Origin of the sequence: Shewanella atlantica (genome assembly GCF_003966265.1) — a bacterium.
GTDB lineage: Bacteria > Pseudomonadota > Gammaproteobacteria > Enterobacterales > Shewanellaceae > Shewanella > Shewanella atlantica.
This window is the reverse complement of sequence record NZ_RXNV01000001.1, coordinates 466192-479111: the sequence shown is the minus strand read 5'-3', so window position 1 is coordinate 479111 and position 12920 is coordinate 466192. Positions and strand designations below refer to the sequence as shown.

The following is a 12920-nucleotide window of genomic DNA, read 5'->3' as shown; positions in this document are numbered from 1 at the left end:
TAGACGCAAACTTTTGTATTCAGTGCCTATACTTAGGGTCAATTAGAGCGCATTTAGCTTGCTTGCAAGCACTACCTACGAGCAGAGATAAAAATTGAAGCTTTCGAATAACCAATCTAATGCGAAATCGAATACCAAATCGAAGGGAGTCGATTATTGGACCAAACGCATCAGCGATCAGGAGATGCCGGCATTGTGCTCTACGGTAAAGACCTTAGAGAAGCTGGCAAAAGATGATGTCTCATCCTTGAGTATATTAGGGAAGAGTGTGATGCATGATAATGCCTTAACCTCCCGAATTTTGAGGGTGGCGAACAGTGCAACCTATAGCAAAGGCATCAGCCATGTGACCACTGTGAGTCGTGCATCTGTCGTTTTAGGCTTCGATACCATACGCAATATCTGTATTACGGCAAAGCTGCTCAGTAGCCTGCTGGAGTCTGAGGGCTTGACCCCCGAAGTGTATCAGAGGCTTATCAAGCTGATGGCGAGAGCGTTTCAGGCTGCCATGTTAGCCAAGATGATGTTGCGAGATCACGACGAGGAGTTGCAAGAGGAGGTCTTTATTGCTTCGCTACTCTACCATCTGGGCGAGAGTGCATTTTGGAGCACTGGCTGCGAAGAGGCGGTGGAGCTCGATGCTTCTATGGCGGAGTGTGAGGACCCGATACAGGAAAAGGCGATGATCCGCGAGGTGTTAGGTACCTCCTTTAATACCCTGTCCTTAGGCATTGCGAGAAACTGGGGCTTAGGGGATGTGTTATTAAAGTCTCTGAGTAACCCCAACGAGAGAACACCGGAGATCCGCAGTATCTATCTGGCCAATCAGATCAGTGAACTCTTAGCCCAAGACCCCCTTCCGGCAGAGCTGCTACAGCAGAGGCTTAAACAGACCGCCGACATGCTGGAAATCAAGGTCGATGAGCTCAAAGGGCGGATGATACGCTGTAGCAACGCGACAAAAAAACTAGCCGAAGCCTATGGCGCTAAGGTATTAGTCGAACATCTACCTAACCCTAAGCATTTAACCAAAGATCTTAATGCTAAAGTCGATGCCCCCGTTGTTCGTATGCCCGATATGAATGAACAATTGAAAAAACTCAGAGAGCTGACGAATTGCGCTATGGTGAAAGCCGATTTCAACCAGGTGATCACGACGACCCTAGAGGGGATTCTTACCGGGGTTGGCGTCGACCGCTGTGGCGTCTTGCTGCTTTCGCCCAACCGCAAGCGTTTGCAACCGCGTATCGTGCTGGGAGATGGTGCGGAGCAGATGAAAAATGAGTTTATCATCACACTCGAACAGCCCCAGTGTCTGTTTTGTGATTGCATTGAGCTGAAACAGCCCATGTTTGTGGATGATCCCAGTTCGGCCAAGTGGCGCCTGTATATGGATGATGATTTGAAAAATAAAACTTCAGCCACAGGCTTTATGATATCGCCGTTACTGGTCGAACAGAAGGTTATCGGTATTATCTATGCTGACAGAGACAGTACCGATCGCAAACTCGACCAGTCGGAATTCGATAACTTCACTCATTTCTCTCAACTGGCCAATGTCTGCTTATCGGCAGCGATGGGACACTAACCAATACTAGAATACTAACTATTCAAAGTGTCAGATCCCGGAAGCTGGGATCAGGCACTCCTTTATACCAATCAGTACTATTTCTTAGCAGCTTTAATTCTTGCGGTGATCTCTTTCGCTATCTCATTGGGAATGGGGAAGCTGAGATGGTACTGGGCAATTTTCCAGCCGGAGCTTGTTAAGAGTAAAGTACCGGTTCCGCGGCTGACGCCATATGAGGCGCTATCGAGTAGTTCATCGAATACCAGCACCTTATCGCCATTTAGTGTCGTCAGCGGGACCAAGGTTCTCTCCCGGAGAGTGTATTCCCAGCCATCGGTCGGGCGAGCATATCCTTCAAATTCAGACATGGTCCAATGTTCAGTCGCATCGGTGCCGATAAAGATAGCATCGGGCAGGTAGAGGGAGAAGTATCTGTTCCAGTTTGCCTCTGCGGCCGACTGATGCAGGCTATCGAGTAGCGCTTCGGCTTGGCTCAATTGTTTACCCTCTGAGGCACTGACCGATGTTGCTCCTATCAATAATGTTACTGCTGTAAGCAGTTTTAGAAGCGAAGAGCGCCATCGAGTGGGCAAGGGTATGCTTGGTGTCGTGTTATATGAAGCTGTCATCGGAGTTCCTTTATCTCTTTTTAACTCTTTTCATTTCTTTCTGGTTATTTTTCGGTTTATTGCCAGTTAATCGGATCCAGGTTGAAGAATACACTTAGCTCTTTGTAGAGACTCTTATGCTGATGGTAAAACTCCTCGGGACGCTCGAAGAAGACCTCGGTTATCACCGCAAAAAACTCGGCCGGGCTGGTCGCCCCATAATAACTGAAAATTGATGGTTGGTTTTGCTGAGCATTGAGTCGTAATGTTTCGTACTCCTCGCTGAGTACCTCAGACCAGGTCGAATAATCACTCATTCTATTCAACAGAGGCGCACCATTGGCATCACCTGCTTCTTGATCGAGCTGGTGGGCAAATTCATGGAGTACCACATTACTGCCGTCACCCGGGGTGGCGGCATCGGCTTGAGTGGTTTGCCATGAGAGTATCACTTTTCCCTGTTGCCATGACTCACCTGAAAGAATCCGTTGCCGCTCTGAGATGACACCACCATCTCTGTACTCCTGGTTATTGACGATAAATATGGAGGGGTAAACTAATATCTGTTTGAGGTTAGGATAGAAGTCGGTGTGACGGTTTAATAACAGCAGGCAGGCTTGTGCGGCTATCGTTACGCGGATCTCATCGTCTATCTCGATACCATCGCAGCCGACGAACTGTTTTTCATTGATGAATACCTGAATATGCTGCTTGAGTTGTAGTTGAAGATCGGTAGGCAATGAGCGGAAATAGGGCATTCGCCTCTTGAGGATATCCCTCCATCGTTTTGGAAATGCTCGCTTGCTTATCAGCTTTCGTTGCCGCTCGACTCGCCACGAGTGTGAGGCAATCCAGCATATCGCTGCGATACCTATGATACTGACTAACGTAATGGCTAACATATCAATTAATTACTCTCTCCTACCTTTAAGTATTCTGTTTTATTTTGCTCTCCTGATCGATATTGGGTTAAGTTGGGGATAATTCAATCGCTGCTTGTTTTTATCTCTCTGAGACAAAGGTTTCATAGAGCTCTGCATAAAAAAATCTGGCAGCTCGTAAAGTACTCTTTGGGAAAAGTCAGCTGCCAGCGAAGGTTGGGAAAAACGGGTAAAAGGGTTAGTTGAATTGAGCAGACTTTCACTGAATAATTTGTCTTCTCAATCTATGTCGTCATTGCCTGGTTCGGTGCAATAGACGACAAGAGTGAGTCCACAAGAGAATCAGTCCACAATAATGGAGTTCTCCTTCTCTTTTCGCTCATCATCGCTGAGTGAGAAATGGTGTTCGATAAGAAATCGAATGAGTTTTGATTTTGCTACATCACAACCACTGGCCAGTTCTGCCAAATGAGATATTGCTGACTCACTCAAAGTAAATGTCGCTTTTCTATAAGGCTCGGTACCTCTGAGTACCTTTATCACCTGTTTAGGTTCGCTACGGCTAATGGCGTTGCTAAAGGGCTGTGATTCCGGGACGCTAAAATGTGAAGCTAGCTCTATCACATCGGCCATACTCTTATCAGCCGATGAGTGACCCGCAGCATAGCTTGTCGCATCGTCAATAAACTCATCGAGTGACATCTGCAACTTTCGTGTATTCGGGTTAGTCCCCGGATCAGACTGCGTAGAGCTTTTCTTGAGATCGGCCAGACCCATAGTCACCTCTCATCTTATTCATCTTGGTTGTTGCTATACGGTTTCTTATCTCAGTTGCGTTTTGTGCCTCTAACAATTCACAGGCAATTCCACGCATCTCTGCCGCCGCTTTCCCCGTCGGTTGAATCTCGATAACTGATAGGCCGGACTCTTCACTATCATCGTAGATATTACGGCTATAGGTGATGGCATCTAAGACATTGATGTCGTAAGTTCGACAGACATCTTTCGCTTCAAAAATTCGATTGGCTTGATTAGGCAGACTCGGGCACTGAGTGATAACAAATGAGGCGCGCATCTTGGGATTAATCATCATGCACGTCGCGACAATATCGTCCATATGGCTGACGGTTTTCAGATCCCGGCGCTTAGGCCGTAATGGCATCAGTACATGTGAGGCGACAGACATGGTCGCGCGCAGAGCCAGGTTATCTTGGCCACCACAGTCTACGATGACAAAATCGTAGTGCTGCTCGAGACTCAAGAGGTCGTTTCGTATCTTACCGTAAAGTTGAACACAGTTGATGCTGGCAAGTTCCGGATTGTTATTCCTTGCTTGAATCCAATCCGATGTCGTTCGTTGAGGATCGCAGTCAACCATGATGATTGACGCACCACATTCGGCAGTTAAGAACACTGCGATGTTTTGAGCTAAACAGCTTTTACCGCTGCCGCCTTTTTCGCCCCCGACTAATATGATCATTTCCTATCCCCTTTCACGCTAATTACTGTCGAACATTCATCAAGTGCTTGCCTGTCTGTACCAGAGGTATGCCATCTAATCCGATATTAAATCAGGCTGTGTGCCTGTCATCTTTCTTGTGGTGTACATCAAGCGTTAAAACAAATTTAGTGACTTATTAAATTCGTGTCAATTACCTGATTTTTGACGTTTTTTTGTTTTTTGTCTGGCGACAGTTATTTGACTAAATGACATGTTTGGCAAAATTTTGACATATCGGTTCATATCTATGATTTTCGATATCTATACAAGTGTTATCAGGTGGTTACGGTTTTTTTGCTTATGCTAACGAGGATATGGCGGGCCTTAGTCTTGTCTTTTTAGCGTCGCTTCAGAGGCTGCGGATTTTATATATTCCTTAAATGTTGGTATTTTTTATTTTTAGATAAAAAAGATATATATGATTCGACCCTGTAAATGCTTAAAGTTGGTCGGGTTCGGTGTTTTGATGAACGCCTCTATTGCGATTTGTTGTTTCTTAGTTATGCTGCACAGTGAATAGTTGGATGTAAGAGTGATAGAGTAAATATGAATCAAGACTTGTTGTTGGAAGCCATTAACCAAAAGATGCCTTTTGGTAAATATGCCGGGCGAAAATTACTCGAGCTACCTGAACCATACCTGGTTTGGTTTCACTCTAAAGGCTTTCCCCAAGGCAAGTTGGGTGAGCAACTCGCTCTGATGTATGAGATTAAACTCAATGGTCTGGAGGAGATGCTACAACCCCTGCTCAATAAAGTTCAAAAAAGCTGAGTGCGTATCTCGGGTTCTGAGACCTTGATCTAAAAGATGCATATTGGTTTGTTATTTCGTGACTTTTATTAGAGATTTATTAAGTGCTCCATGTTTAAATGATCTGTATTGTAAAGCTGAGCTAAAACATAAGAGGAAGAGGCAATGATAGCTAAATTGGTTAAATTGGTTGCTGTAGCGACACTGGCATTAGGGATCTCTAGCGCATGGGCCCAAGGTGTTATGCATGAAGGTACAGTTGTTGACACTATGAATGGCGGTGGGTACACCTACGTACAGATTAAAGAGTCAGACAAAACTTTTTGGGCTGCGGGTCCACAAGTTGAAGTGAGCAAAGGCGATACTGTTGTTGTTCAAGAGCAGATGTGGATGAATGACTTCACAAGTAAGACTTTGGACCGTACCTTCGACGAATTGTTATTCGTTGGCCGTATCGATAAGAAGTAGTTCTACTTTTCATCGGTCAATAGATCGTATTTAAAGTGGTGAAATGGTGGCTTGATTATTTCGGTAATCGCCACCATTTTCTTTTGTGCGGATCTGCTGCGATAATAGTGGTACCCAAGCGACCTCAAGATGTTCGTTAACTATGTCATCAAGTCAGATGCTCTCACACCAGCCAAAATTCTCCCTGATCCCATATCGTAAGTGTTATGCCCAGTCGGTAAGTCAGATTTTTCATGATGCGATCCGTCATATCGATGATGACGTGTACTCGATAGAGCAAAAGCAAGCCTGGTCTCCCAAACCCAGATCGACCTATCATTGGAATAAACGGCTAACGAGAAGCAAAGCCTGGTTGGTTGTGGATGAGGCTATGATTGAAGGCGAGTATCCCAAGTGTTGTGGATTTATCAATGTTGAGACTCACTTTAACAATAGAGGCTATATAGACAGTCTGTATGTTCATCCTGCTTACCAGCATTGCGGTGTTGGTCATAAACTCTATGAAACTCTGGAAGAGTGGGCTTTAGAGCAAGATTATACTGACTTAACCGTCGATGCATCCCTGCTATCTAAGCATCTGTTTCTTGTCCATGGCTTTAAAGTCCAACATAAGAGCTATCAGGAGAAGCTAGGCCAGATATTTATGGGTTTTCTTATGAGTAAGAGTCTTGAATAGGTTTTTAAGGTATCGGGCGGAGGTGCAGCCACCGTTCCCGGCTAAAGCCGGTCCTACATAAAAGCCGATCCTATGTAGGAGCGGCTTTAGCCGCGAATCACGCAGATGAAGCCGTCTGCCTGCTAGCAGGCCAAAGACCGTCATCATGACCTACAAACCTACAAACCTACAAACCTACAAACCTACAAACCTACAAACCTACAAACCTTTCATCCCTTCACGTCCAGGCACTAGACGTGGCTGATATATTCGACTTGAGGCAAGATCTCTTGCATGAGTGACTGCTCATGGCTCATGAAACGGATAAAGGCTGAGGGGAGGGTGAGTCCCTCAATCGCTTGCTGCCGACTTGCTTGGAGTAATGGATAATATCCCTCCTTACCGGAAGCTGTGTAGGCCGAAGAGACGCCGAAATAGTCTCTGTTTCTGTCGACTGACTCCCACCTATCGGCCTCATCTTCTGTATCGGGCTGGCGTAGAACTTCCAGCGTCAAAATACGTTGTCCCAGAGGTTTACGTCCGTCATAACAATACTTTAAGCCGTAAGTATAGGGAAAACTGCCGGCTCCGGTACCGGTCACACTGTTATTGGTTGCAGAGTTAATGGCCGATTCAATTGCCTCATAGAGGTGTAGACCTCTGATCTGATATTTAACCAGAGATAGATCGAATGGCAGCAGGCGCCCGACAACATCGGCAAGTGTGAGCTCACCTTTATTGAGTGATTGTCTGACTCCCCCCGCATTGTGGAGAGCAAAGTCGACTCTGGGATACATGAGTTTCGCTTCATGATAAATACTCTTACACACCAAGGGGGCAATTTCACTACCGTGTGGAAGGGATTTACTGGGGAGACGGGTATGAACCAGGTTTCTGGGTATAAAGCCCAGCACCTGTTTTTCAAGCGCTTCAATGGCCGGACGATATTGAGAGTTGATCACCTGTGCGACGACTGTATCCTCTTTGTCCCAACGGATCCCGGGATGACTGCGCAGGTAGGCTCTGATCGCATCGTAATCTGAAGTGGTAATGCCATGCTTAGATTCAAGAATAAATTGATCATCGAGCATGAAGTGGTTATGTCCATCGAGGGAGATAACCTGTCCGCTTTGATTAAATTCAACGTCTGCAATACCTATCGTTTCGGCGTGCTTCCCGGCATGTAGAATGGCCGTATTATTGACTCGGACTCCATAGGGAACCGAGCTTAGCCCCAAGTTTTTAAACTCACCCTGCAAGGTATGTGTGTGGCCACCAATGATAAGGCTGATACCGTCAACCTGCTCGGCTAAAACTTTATCCTGATCGAACCCAAGGTGACTGAGAATCAGAATATGGTCTATGCCTTGTGCCTTGAGGTGCGCTACGGTATTTCGAGTGGTTTCGATGGCATTGATAAAAATCATGTCGGGATCGGGACGCGCTATCTCCGCCATCTGATCCAAGGTTATTCCGAGAATGGCAACTTGCTTATCTTTTAGCGGTTTTAGCAGAACTTTTGCTCTGTTGTTGGCATCATCATAATCGAATAGCTGCCTATGACCTTTGATAGGGGAGCACTTATCTGAGGCTTCCCGGCTCATATCCATATTTCCGGCCAGCAGTGGAAAAGATATGTCGTTGAGAAACGCTAAGATAGGTGCACTGCCATCATCGACTTCATGGTTGCCCAGGACCATAGCATCGGGTTTCAGCAGGTTTAGCAGGTGCGCGTTGGCCACTCCCTTAAAGTGGTTGAAATAGAGTGTGCCTTGAAAGCTATCACCGGCATGAAGAAAGAGAAACTCTTGTCCGGCAGATAGCGCTTCCTCTCTCGCCTGTGTAAGCTGATATTGAATCCTTGCGTAGCCGCCACTGTGGCTATAGATGTCGTAAGACTTTCCCTGGGTATCGACAGAAAAATGCACCCGACTCGAATCGAAATGAGAGTGAGTGTCGTTGATATGGGCAAGCTTTAGCGTGTAACTGTGGGGCATTTAATGGCAATCCGTAAAAAAGTCTGAGCAGGAAACGAGAGTCAAAGCATTTATGAATATGGGTATATAATCCCGATTGATGATGGTATATGGCGGCATTGCCGCGATAAAGCAGGCGGAGCGTCAGCCTGGGTCAGCTAAGCGGATAGCTCTTCAATCGGGCGAAGATTATATCGCCAGAAAAGCAAAAGGGAAACCTGAGTTTCCCTTTCTTATGTCGTACCTGACAAATTACCGTCAAAAGTTGCTGCCAATGAAAGGCACAGTCAGATGTTCGATTTCATCATTAAGGCTTTGGTGTCTCTATATAAGATTCAAATTCGCCATCATCGGATAAACGGATCCCTTTATCTTTAATGCGCTTTTCCCATAATTTATGAGCCAATTGCTGCATGTCAGTAACCGGGTCGTTGGTGTCGACGATCTCGAGACCCAAGAGGGATTCGACGATATCTTCCAATGTTACTATCCCTTCGCCGGTACCGTATTCGTTAACCACAATGGCAATCTTGGTATTTCGCTTAATGAGCAGTTGAAACAGCGGCAGAATCTTTGCCGTTTCGGGAACGACGACCAAATTACGCTTCAGTTCACTGATCGGGGCTTGAGGCGTTTTTCGCTCGGCAAGCATGATATCGTTACGGTTGATGTAACCGATAACGTCATCGGGTTCTTTATCGTAAATGGGGATACGAGAAAATGGTGTGCCCTTGTGCTTGAGGGCAAACTCCTCCTGTGAAAGCGAGCCTGACAGGCTGAACATCACGGTTCTTGGTGTCATGATGGCGCTCACCGGCATCTCTTTGACCGATAGCATCTGAGTCAGAATCAGTGACTCTTGTTTGTCGAGCTCTCCGGACTCATGTCCTATCTTCGCCATCGCACTCATCTCCTGACGAATATATTGACCCTCATCTCCTTTTCCTAAGAGCTGAGTCACCTGTTGTGACATCCAGATTAGTGGCTTAGTGAGTCGCTCCATCCACAATAGGGCGATTGAAACCGATGGCGCGAGTGAACGCCAATAGTTTGCGCCTAATGTCTTAGGAATGATCTCAGAGAAAAATAGGATCAGGAAGGTCAGGACGCCGGAGAATACACCTAGCATCTCATCACCGAATACCTTAGCGGCTTGAGCGCCCGCTACGGCTGCACCAACTGTGTGGGCAATCGTGTTCAGGGTGAGAATCGATACCAGTGGAGATTCGACATTATCTTTCTGTTTTCCGAGTCGCTCGGCCGCTTCAGGGTTTGAATGCGCCAAAGTTGCAACATAGCTGGGAGTGACAGAGAGAAGAACTGCTTCGAAAACGCTACAAAGGAAGGATATCCCGATAGCAACGGCTACAATAACGATGAGGGTGATCATTTATGGAATTACATTTACAGACCAATATTAGTCCAAGTCGATTCTAACATTAAGTATGCAGAAATGCTTGCTGCTAGTAAAAATTGCTCGGTGTCTGTATAATTTGCCGCCCCGTTACGGGTATTAGTTCCGTATTTAGTGTTGAGGTTAGTCGAAATGAGTGAAAAGAAGATCAATTTATTGGATCTTGACCGTAAAGGGTTAAGAGCATTATTCACAGAAATGGGTGAGAAGCCTTTCCGTGCCGATCAATTGATGAAGTGGATTTATCATTTTGGCGTGACTGACTTTGACGCGATGAACAATATCAATAAGGCGTTGCGCGCTAAGTTAAGTGCGCGATGTGAAGTGGTCGCGCCTGAAATTTCCAGTTACCAAAAATCGGATGATGGTACGATTAAGTTCGCCATCAATGTCGGTCAGGGCCAGGAAGTCGAAACGGTTTATATTCCGGAAGAAGACAGGGCAACCTTATGTGTCTCTTCTCAGGTGGGCTGTGCACTGGAGTGTACCTTCTGTTCTACGGCTCAGCAGGGATTCAACCGTAACTTAACCGTGAGCGAAATCATTGGTCAGGTTTGGCGTGTTGCTGATTTTATCGGTTTTCAAAAAGAGACGGGTGAAAGACCTATCACTAACGTAGTGATGATGGGCATGGGCGAGCCTTTGCTTAACCTGGCTAATGTCATCCCTGCAATGGATATCATGCTAGATGACTTCGGTTTTAGTCTGTCTAAACGCCGTGTTACGGTATCGACTTCTGGTGTCGTTCCGGCCCTGGACAAGCTTGGTGATGCACTGGATGTCGCATTAGCCGTGAGCATTCACGCACCAAACGATGAATTGCGTGACGTCCTGGTTCCCGTCAATAAGAAATACCCGCTGGAAGAGTTTTTGGCCGGGATCCGTCGCTATATCGCAAAGTCCAATGCTAACCGTGGCCGTGTTACCGTTGAGTATGTGATGTTAGACCATATCAATGACAGTACAGATCAGGCTCATGAACTGGCTAAATTGATGAAAGATACCCCCTGTAAGATTAATCTGATCCCATTTAACCCTTATCCGGGCTCTCCGTATGGTCGCTCTTCTAATTCACGTATCGATCGCTTTTCTAAAGTTCTCATGGAATATGGGCTTACGGTTATCGTAAGAAAAACCCGTGGAGACGATATTGATGCGGCTTGTGGACAGCTGGCAGGGGATATTCGCGATAGAACCAAGCGTTTAGCGAAAAAACAAATGCAAGATAGTCAGATTTCGGTCACAATAAACTAACTCTTTGTATTATGTAGATAGATAGGCTTGCCAATGAAGCAAGGATTAACCCAAATTACAGCCCTTACCCTGTTAGCCATGGGCCTGTTGAGCGGATGTGTATCAGAGCGTACCTATAGCGGCACAGATGTCCCTGTGGCCGAAAGGGAGTTTGATAACGTGTCAGCTGCCAGACAGAGGGCACAACTTGGATTAACCTATCTGCAAAAAGGCAACAGCCAGCAGGCCAAATACAACTTAGATAAGGCGGTCGAGTATGCACCGGATCTTGAGGCTGTGCATGTCTCGATGGCCTATTATTATCAGACAGTTGGCGAGCTTGAAAATGCTGAGGCATCCTATCGCAAGGCGATAAGAACCAGTGATGCCACAGGTGATGCCATGAATAACTTTGGCGTATTCTTGTGTCAGCAAGAGAAGTATAAACAGTCTGAGGAGATGTTCCTTAAGGCTGTGCGTATGCCTAAATATACTCGTTCGGCATCAAGCTATGAAAACTTGGGCATCTGCAGCCGTAAAGCGGGTCAGTTAGATAAAGCAAAAAATTATTTTGCCATGGCCTTGAAGTACGATCCGCGAAGGCAGGTGACTTTACTTGAATTAACTGAGATCGACGTTGAAACCGGGGATTATCTCAATGCAAGGGCTCAATTAGTACGTTATCATCGAGTCGTTGCAGAGTCCGCGGAGAGTTTGACGTTGGGAATAAAAATTGAGCAAGGCTTAAATGATCTAGATGCAGCCAGAAAGTTTGGCATTTTGCTTTTAGCAAAGTTTCCGGCATCCATAGAGGCTAAGCAGTATCGAGCAAGTATGCACTGATGACTAAAAAAGAAATCGATATGCTCAAGGATGAAGCAGAGAACAATGTTGAAACAGGTGAGTCCGAACAAGAGGAAACGCTCGGTTCACTACTGAAGGCTGCCCGTGAGAAACAGGGCGCGAGTGTTGCCGATATCGCAGGGCAACTACACCTACGCCCTTGTATCGTTGAAGATATTGAGGCGGATAATTTCGGCGAAATAGCCTCAGCAACCTATGTTAAAGGCTATGTAAAAAATTACGCTCGTATCGTTCAGGCCGATAAGAAAGCCATTCAAGCGTGCCTGGACAGGCAGTTGCCTCAGGCCTCTGCACCCGAAATGCAGAGTTTTTCCCGCAAAACCACACGACAGGCCCGTGATGGCCGTTTGATGTTTGTGACCTATCTGATCGCCTTTATCTTGTTGGCTCTGCTGGTGCTTTGGTGGGTGCAAAAGTCTGATACCCTGTCTGATATCGACCTTTCGAAGCCCACCGTGGAAGAGATGGCCGATTCTCAACTGACACAACCCGAGGTTGAGCCGGCGCATGTGGAAGAAACTGACTCCCTTATCAGTTCGCAAGCTGAATCGTCTCCAGAGCTTCAGAGTGACAATGTCATCGAGCGAGCCGAACAGGCCGATGCCATCGAGATGGAAAATGTACAAGCCTCCATAGAAAAGCCAGCGGTAACCCTGTCATCATTGAGTCTCAGCCTGAATGGCGACTGTTGGATAAACGTTAAAGACGCGAAGGGTGATACGTTAATTAATGACCTGAAGACAGCCGGCAGTGAGCTCAATGTCTCCGGAGTCGAACCATTTAAAATCACTCTGGGTGCTCCTCAGGCTGTAAGCATTAAATTAAATGGTGAGCAGGTAAGCCTGAGTGACTTTCCCAGCGGGCGAGTGGCAAGATTAACCTTGCCTATGGCGCAATAAGCACCCGGTTTAGCTTTGCGAAGAACAAGATTCTGTTGATGCTGTTTGTAGCCCGGTGGTTACCAGACGACTCAATGAAATAGACATATATAGAGTAAACA

At 46.3% G+C, this 12920-nt stretch carries 13 protein-coding genes; 7 read left to right on the top strand and 6 right to left on the bottom strand.

Annotation, left to right across the window (positions count from 1 at the left end; genetic code table 11):
• The first annotated feature begins 94 nt into the window (after positions 1-94).
• Positions 95-1588, top strand: coding sequence for an HDOD domain-containing protein (locus EKG39_RS01955; RefSeq protein WP_126503727.1), 1494 nt, complete (start codon positions 95-97; stop codon positions 1586-1588).
• A 77-nt stretch (positions 1589-1665) separates the two neighbouring features.
• Here EKG39_RS01955 and EKG39_RS01950 read toward each other — a convergent pair whose 3' ends face one another.
• The 4 genes from EKG39_RS01950 to EKG39_RS01935 form a co-directional block, all read right to left on the bottom strand.
• Positions 1666-2199, bottom strand: coding sequence for a nuclear transport factor 2 family protein (locus EKG39_RS01950; protein ID WP_126503725.1), 534 nt, complete (start codon positions 2197-2199; stop codon positions 1666-1668).
• 56 nt (positions 2200-2255) lie between these two features.
• The gene (locus EKG39_RS01945; RefSeq protein ID WP_126503723.1) at positions 2256-3080 is read right to left on the bottom strand and encodes a M90 family metallopeptidase; all 825 of its coding nucleotides are present in this window, start codon (positions 3078-3080) and stop codon (positions 2256-2258) included.
• A 321-nt stretch (positions 3081-3401) separates the two neighbouring features.
• The gene (locus EKG39_RS01940) at positions 3402-3836 is read right to left on the bottom strand and encodes a CopG family transcriptional regulator (RefSeq protein ID WP_126503721.1); all 435 of its coding nucleotides are present in this window, start codon (positions 3834-3836) and stop codon (positions 3402-3404) included.
• Positions 3796-4539 (bottom strand): AAA family ATPase, encoded by a 744-nt coding sequence (locus EKG39_RS01935; protein ID WP_126503719.1) that lies wholly within the window; start codon positions 4537-4539, stop codon positions 3796-3798. Before EKG39_RS01935 ends, EKG39_RS01940 begins: the two co-directional genes overlap by 41 nt.
• A gap of 567 nt (positions 4540-5106) precedes the next feature.
• Here EKG39_RS01935 and EKG39_RS01930 point away from each other — a divergent pair.
• The 3 genes from EKG39_RS01930 (at position 5107) to EKG39_RS01920 (ending at position 6454) form a co-directional block, all read left to right on the top strand.
• Positions 5107-5331: a DUF3820 family protein gene (locus EKG39_RS01930; protein ID WP_126503717.1), complete on the top strand. Its 225-nt coding sequence runs from the start codon at positions 5107-5109 to the stop codon at positions 5329-5331.
• Positions 5332-5475: 144 nt separating this feature from the next.
• Positions 5476-5778 carry an NrfJ gene (locus tag EKG39_RS01925; RefSeq protein ID WP_126503715.1) on the top strand — a complete coding sequence of 101 codons (303 nt, stop codon included), beginning with the start codon at positions 5476-5478 and terminating at the stop codon, positions 5776-5778.
• A 142-nt stretch (positions 5779-5920) separates the two neighbouring features.
• Complete coding sequence (locus tag EKG39_RS01920) at positions 5921-6454, top strand: GNAT family N-acetyltransferase (RefSeq protein ID WP_126503713.1); 534 nt, start codon at positions 5921-5923, stop codon at positions 6452-6454.
• 230 nt (positions 6455-6684) lie between these two features.
• On the opposite strand, the gene EKG39_RS01915 is transcribed toward EKG39_RS01920, so the two are convergent.
• Together EKG39_RS01915 and EKG39_RS01910 are read right to left on the bottom strand one after the other, a co-directional pair.
• The gene (locus EKG39_RS01915) at positions 6685-8430 is read right to left on the bottom strand and encodes a bifunctional metallophosphatase/5'-nucleotidase (RefSeq protein WP_126503711.1); all 1746 of its coding nucleotides are present in this window, start codon (positions 8428-8430) and stop codon (positions 6685-6687) included.
• 286 nt (positions 8431-8716) lie between these two features.
• Entirely contained in the window at positions 8717-9799 is a 1083-nt protein-coding gene (locus EKG39_RS01910; protein WP_126503709.1) for a CNNM domain-containing protein, read from the bottom strand.
• 156 nt (positions 9800-9955) lie between these two features.
• Between EKG39_RS01910 and rlmN the strand changes: the two genes are divergently transcribed.
• The 3 genes from rlmN to EKG39_RS01895 are packed head-to-tail and all read left to right on the top strand — an operon-like array spanning position 9956 to position 12819.
• Positions 9956-11077: a dual-specificity RNA methyltransferase RlmN gene (gene rlmN / locus EKG39_RS01905; protein ID WP_126503708.1), complete on the top strand. Its 1122-nt coding sequence runs from the start codon at positions 9956-9958 to the stop codon at positions 11075-11077.
• Positions 11078-11110: 33 nt separating this feature from the next.
• The gene (pilW, locus tag EKG39_RS01900) at positions 11111-11899 is read left to right on the top strand and encodes a type IV pilus biogenesis/stability protein PilW (protein WP_126503706.1); all 789 of its coding nucleotides are present in this window, start codon (positions 11111-11113) and stop codon (positions 11897-11899) included.
• A complete protein-coding gene (locus EKG39_RS01895; RefSeq protein WP_126503704.1) occupies positions 11899-12819 on the top strand; it encodes a RodZ domain-containing protein in 921 nt (306 codons plus the stop codon). Before pilW ends, EKG39_RS01895 begins: the two co-directional genes overlap by 1 nt.
• Positions 12820-12920 lie beyond the last annotated feature (101 nt).

Excerpts from the sequence above, each read along its gene's own strand:
- EKG39_RS01935 (WP_126503719.1), bottom strand. The coding sequence starts at position 4,539 with ATGATCATATTAGTCGGGGGCGAAAAAGGCGGCAGCGGTAAAAGCTGT.
- EKG39_RS01925 (WP_126503715.1), top strand. The coding sequence starts at position 5,476 with ATGATAGCTAAATTGGTTAAATTGGTTGCTGTAGCGACACTGGCATTA.
- EKG39_RS01910 (WP_126503709.1), bottom strand. The coding sequence starts at position 9,799 with ATGATCACCCTCATCGTTATTGTAGCCGTTGCTATCGGGATATCCTTC.
- EKG39_RS01930 (WP_126503717.1), top strand. The coding sequence starts at position 5,107 with ATGAATCAAGACTTGTTGTTGGAAGCCATTAACCAAAAGATGCCTTTT.
- rlmN (WP_126503708.1), top strand. The coding sequence starts at position 9,956 with ATGAGTGAAAAGAAGATCAATTTATTGGATCTTGACCGTAAAGGGTTA.
- EKG39_RS01915 (WP_126503711.1), bottom strand. The coding sequence starts at position 8,430 with ATGCCCCACAGTTACACGCTAAAGCTTGCCCATATCAACGACACTCAC.
- EKG39_RS01940 (WP_126503721.1), bottom strand. The coding sequence starts at position 3,836 with ATGGGTCTGGCCGATCTCAAGAAAAGCTCTACGCAGTCTGATCCGGGG.
- EKG39_RS01895 (WP_126503704.1), top strand. The coding sequence starts at position 11,899 with ATGACTAAAAAAGAAATCGATATGCTCAAGGATGAAGCAGAGAACAAT.
- EKG39_RS01945 (WP_126503723.1), bottom strand. The coding sequence starts at position 3,080 with ATGTTAGCCATTACGTTAGTCAGTATCATAGGTATCGCAGCGATATGC.
- EKG39_RS01950 (WP_126503725.1), bottom strand. The coding sequence starts at position 2,199 with ATGACAGCTTCATATAACACGACACCAAGCATACCCTTGCCCACTCGA.
- EKG39_RS01920 (WP_126503713.1), top strand. The coding sequence starts at position 5,921 with ATGTCATCAAGTCAGATGCTCTCACACCAGCCAAAATTCTCCCTGATC.
- pilW (WP_126503706.1), top strand. The coding sequence starts at position 11,111 with ATGAAGCAAGGATTAACCCAAATTACAGCCCTTACCCTGTTAGCCATG.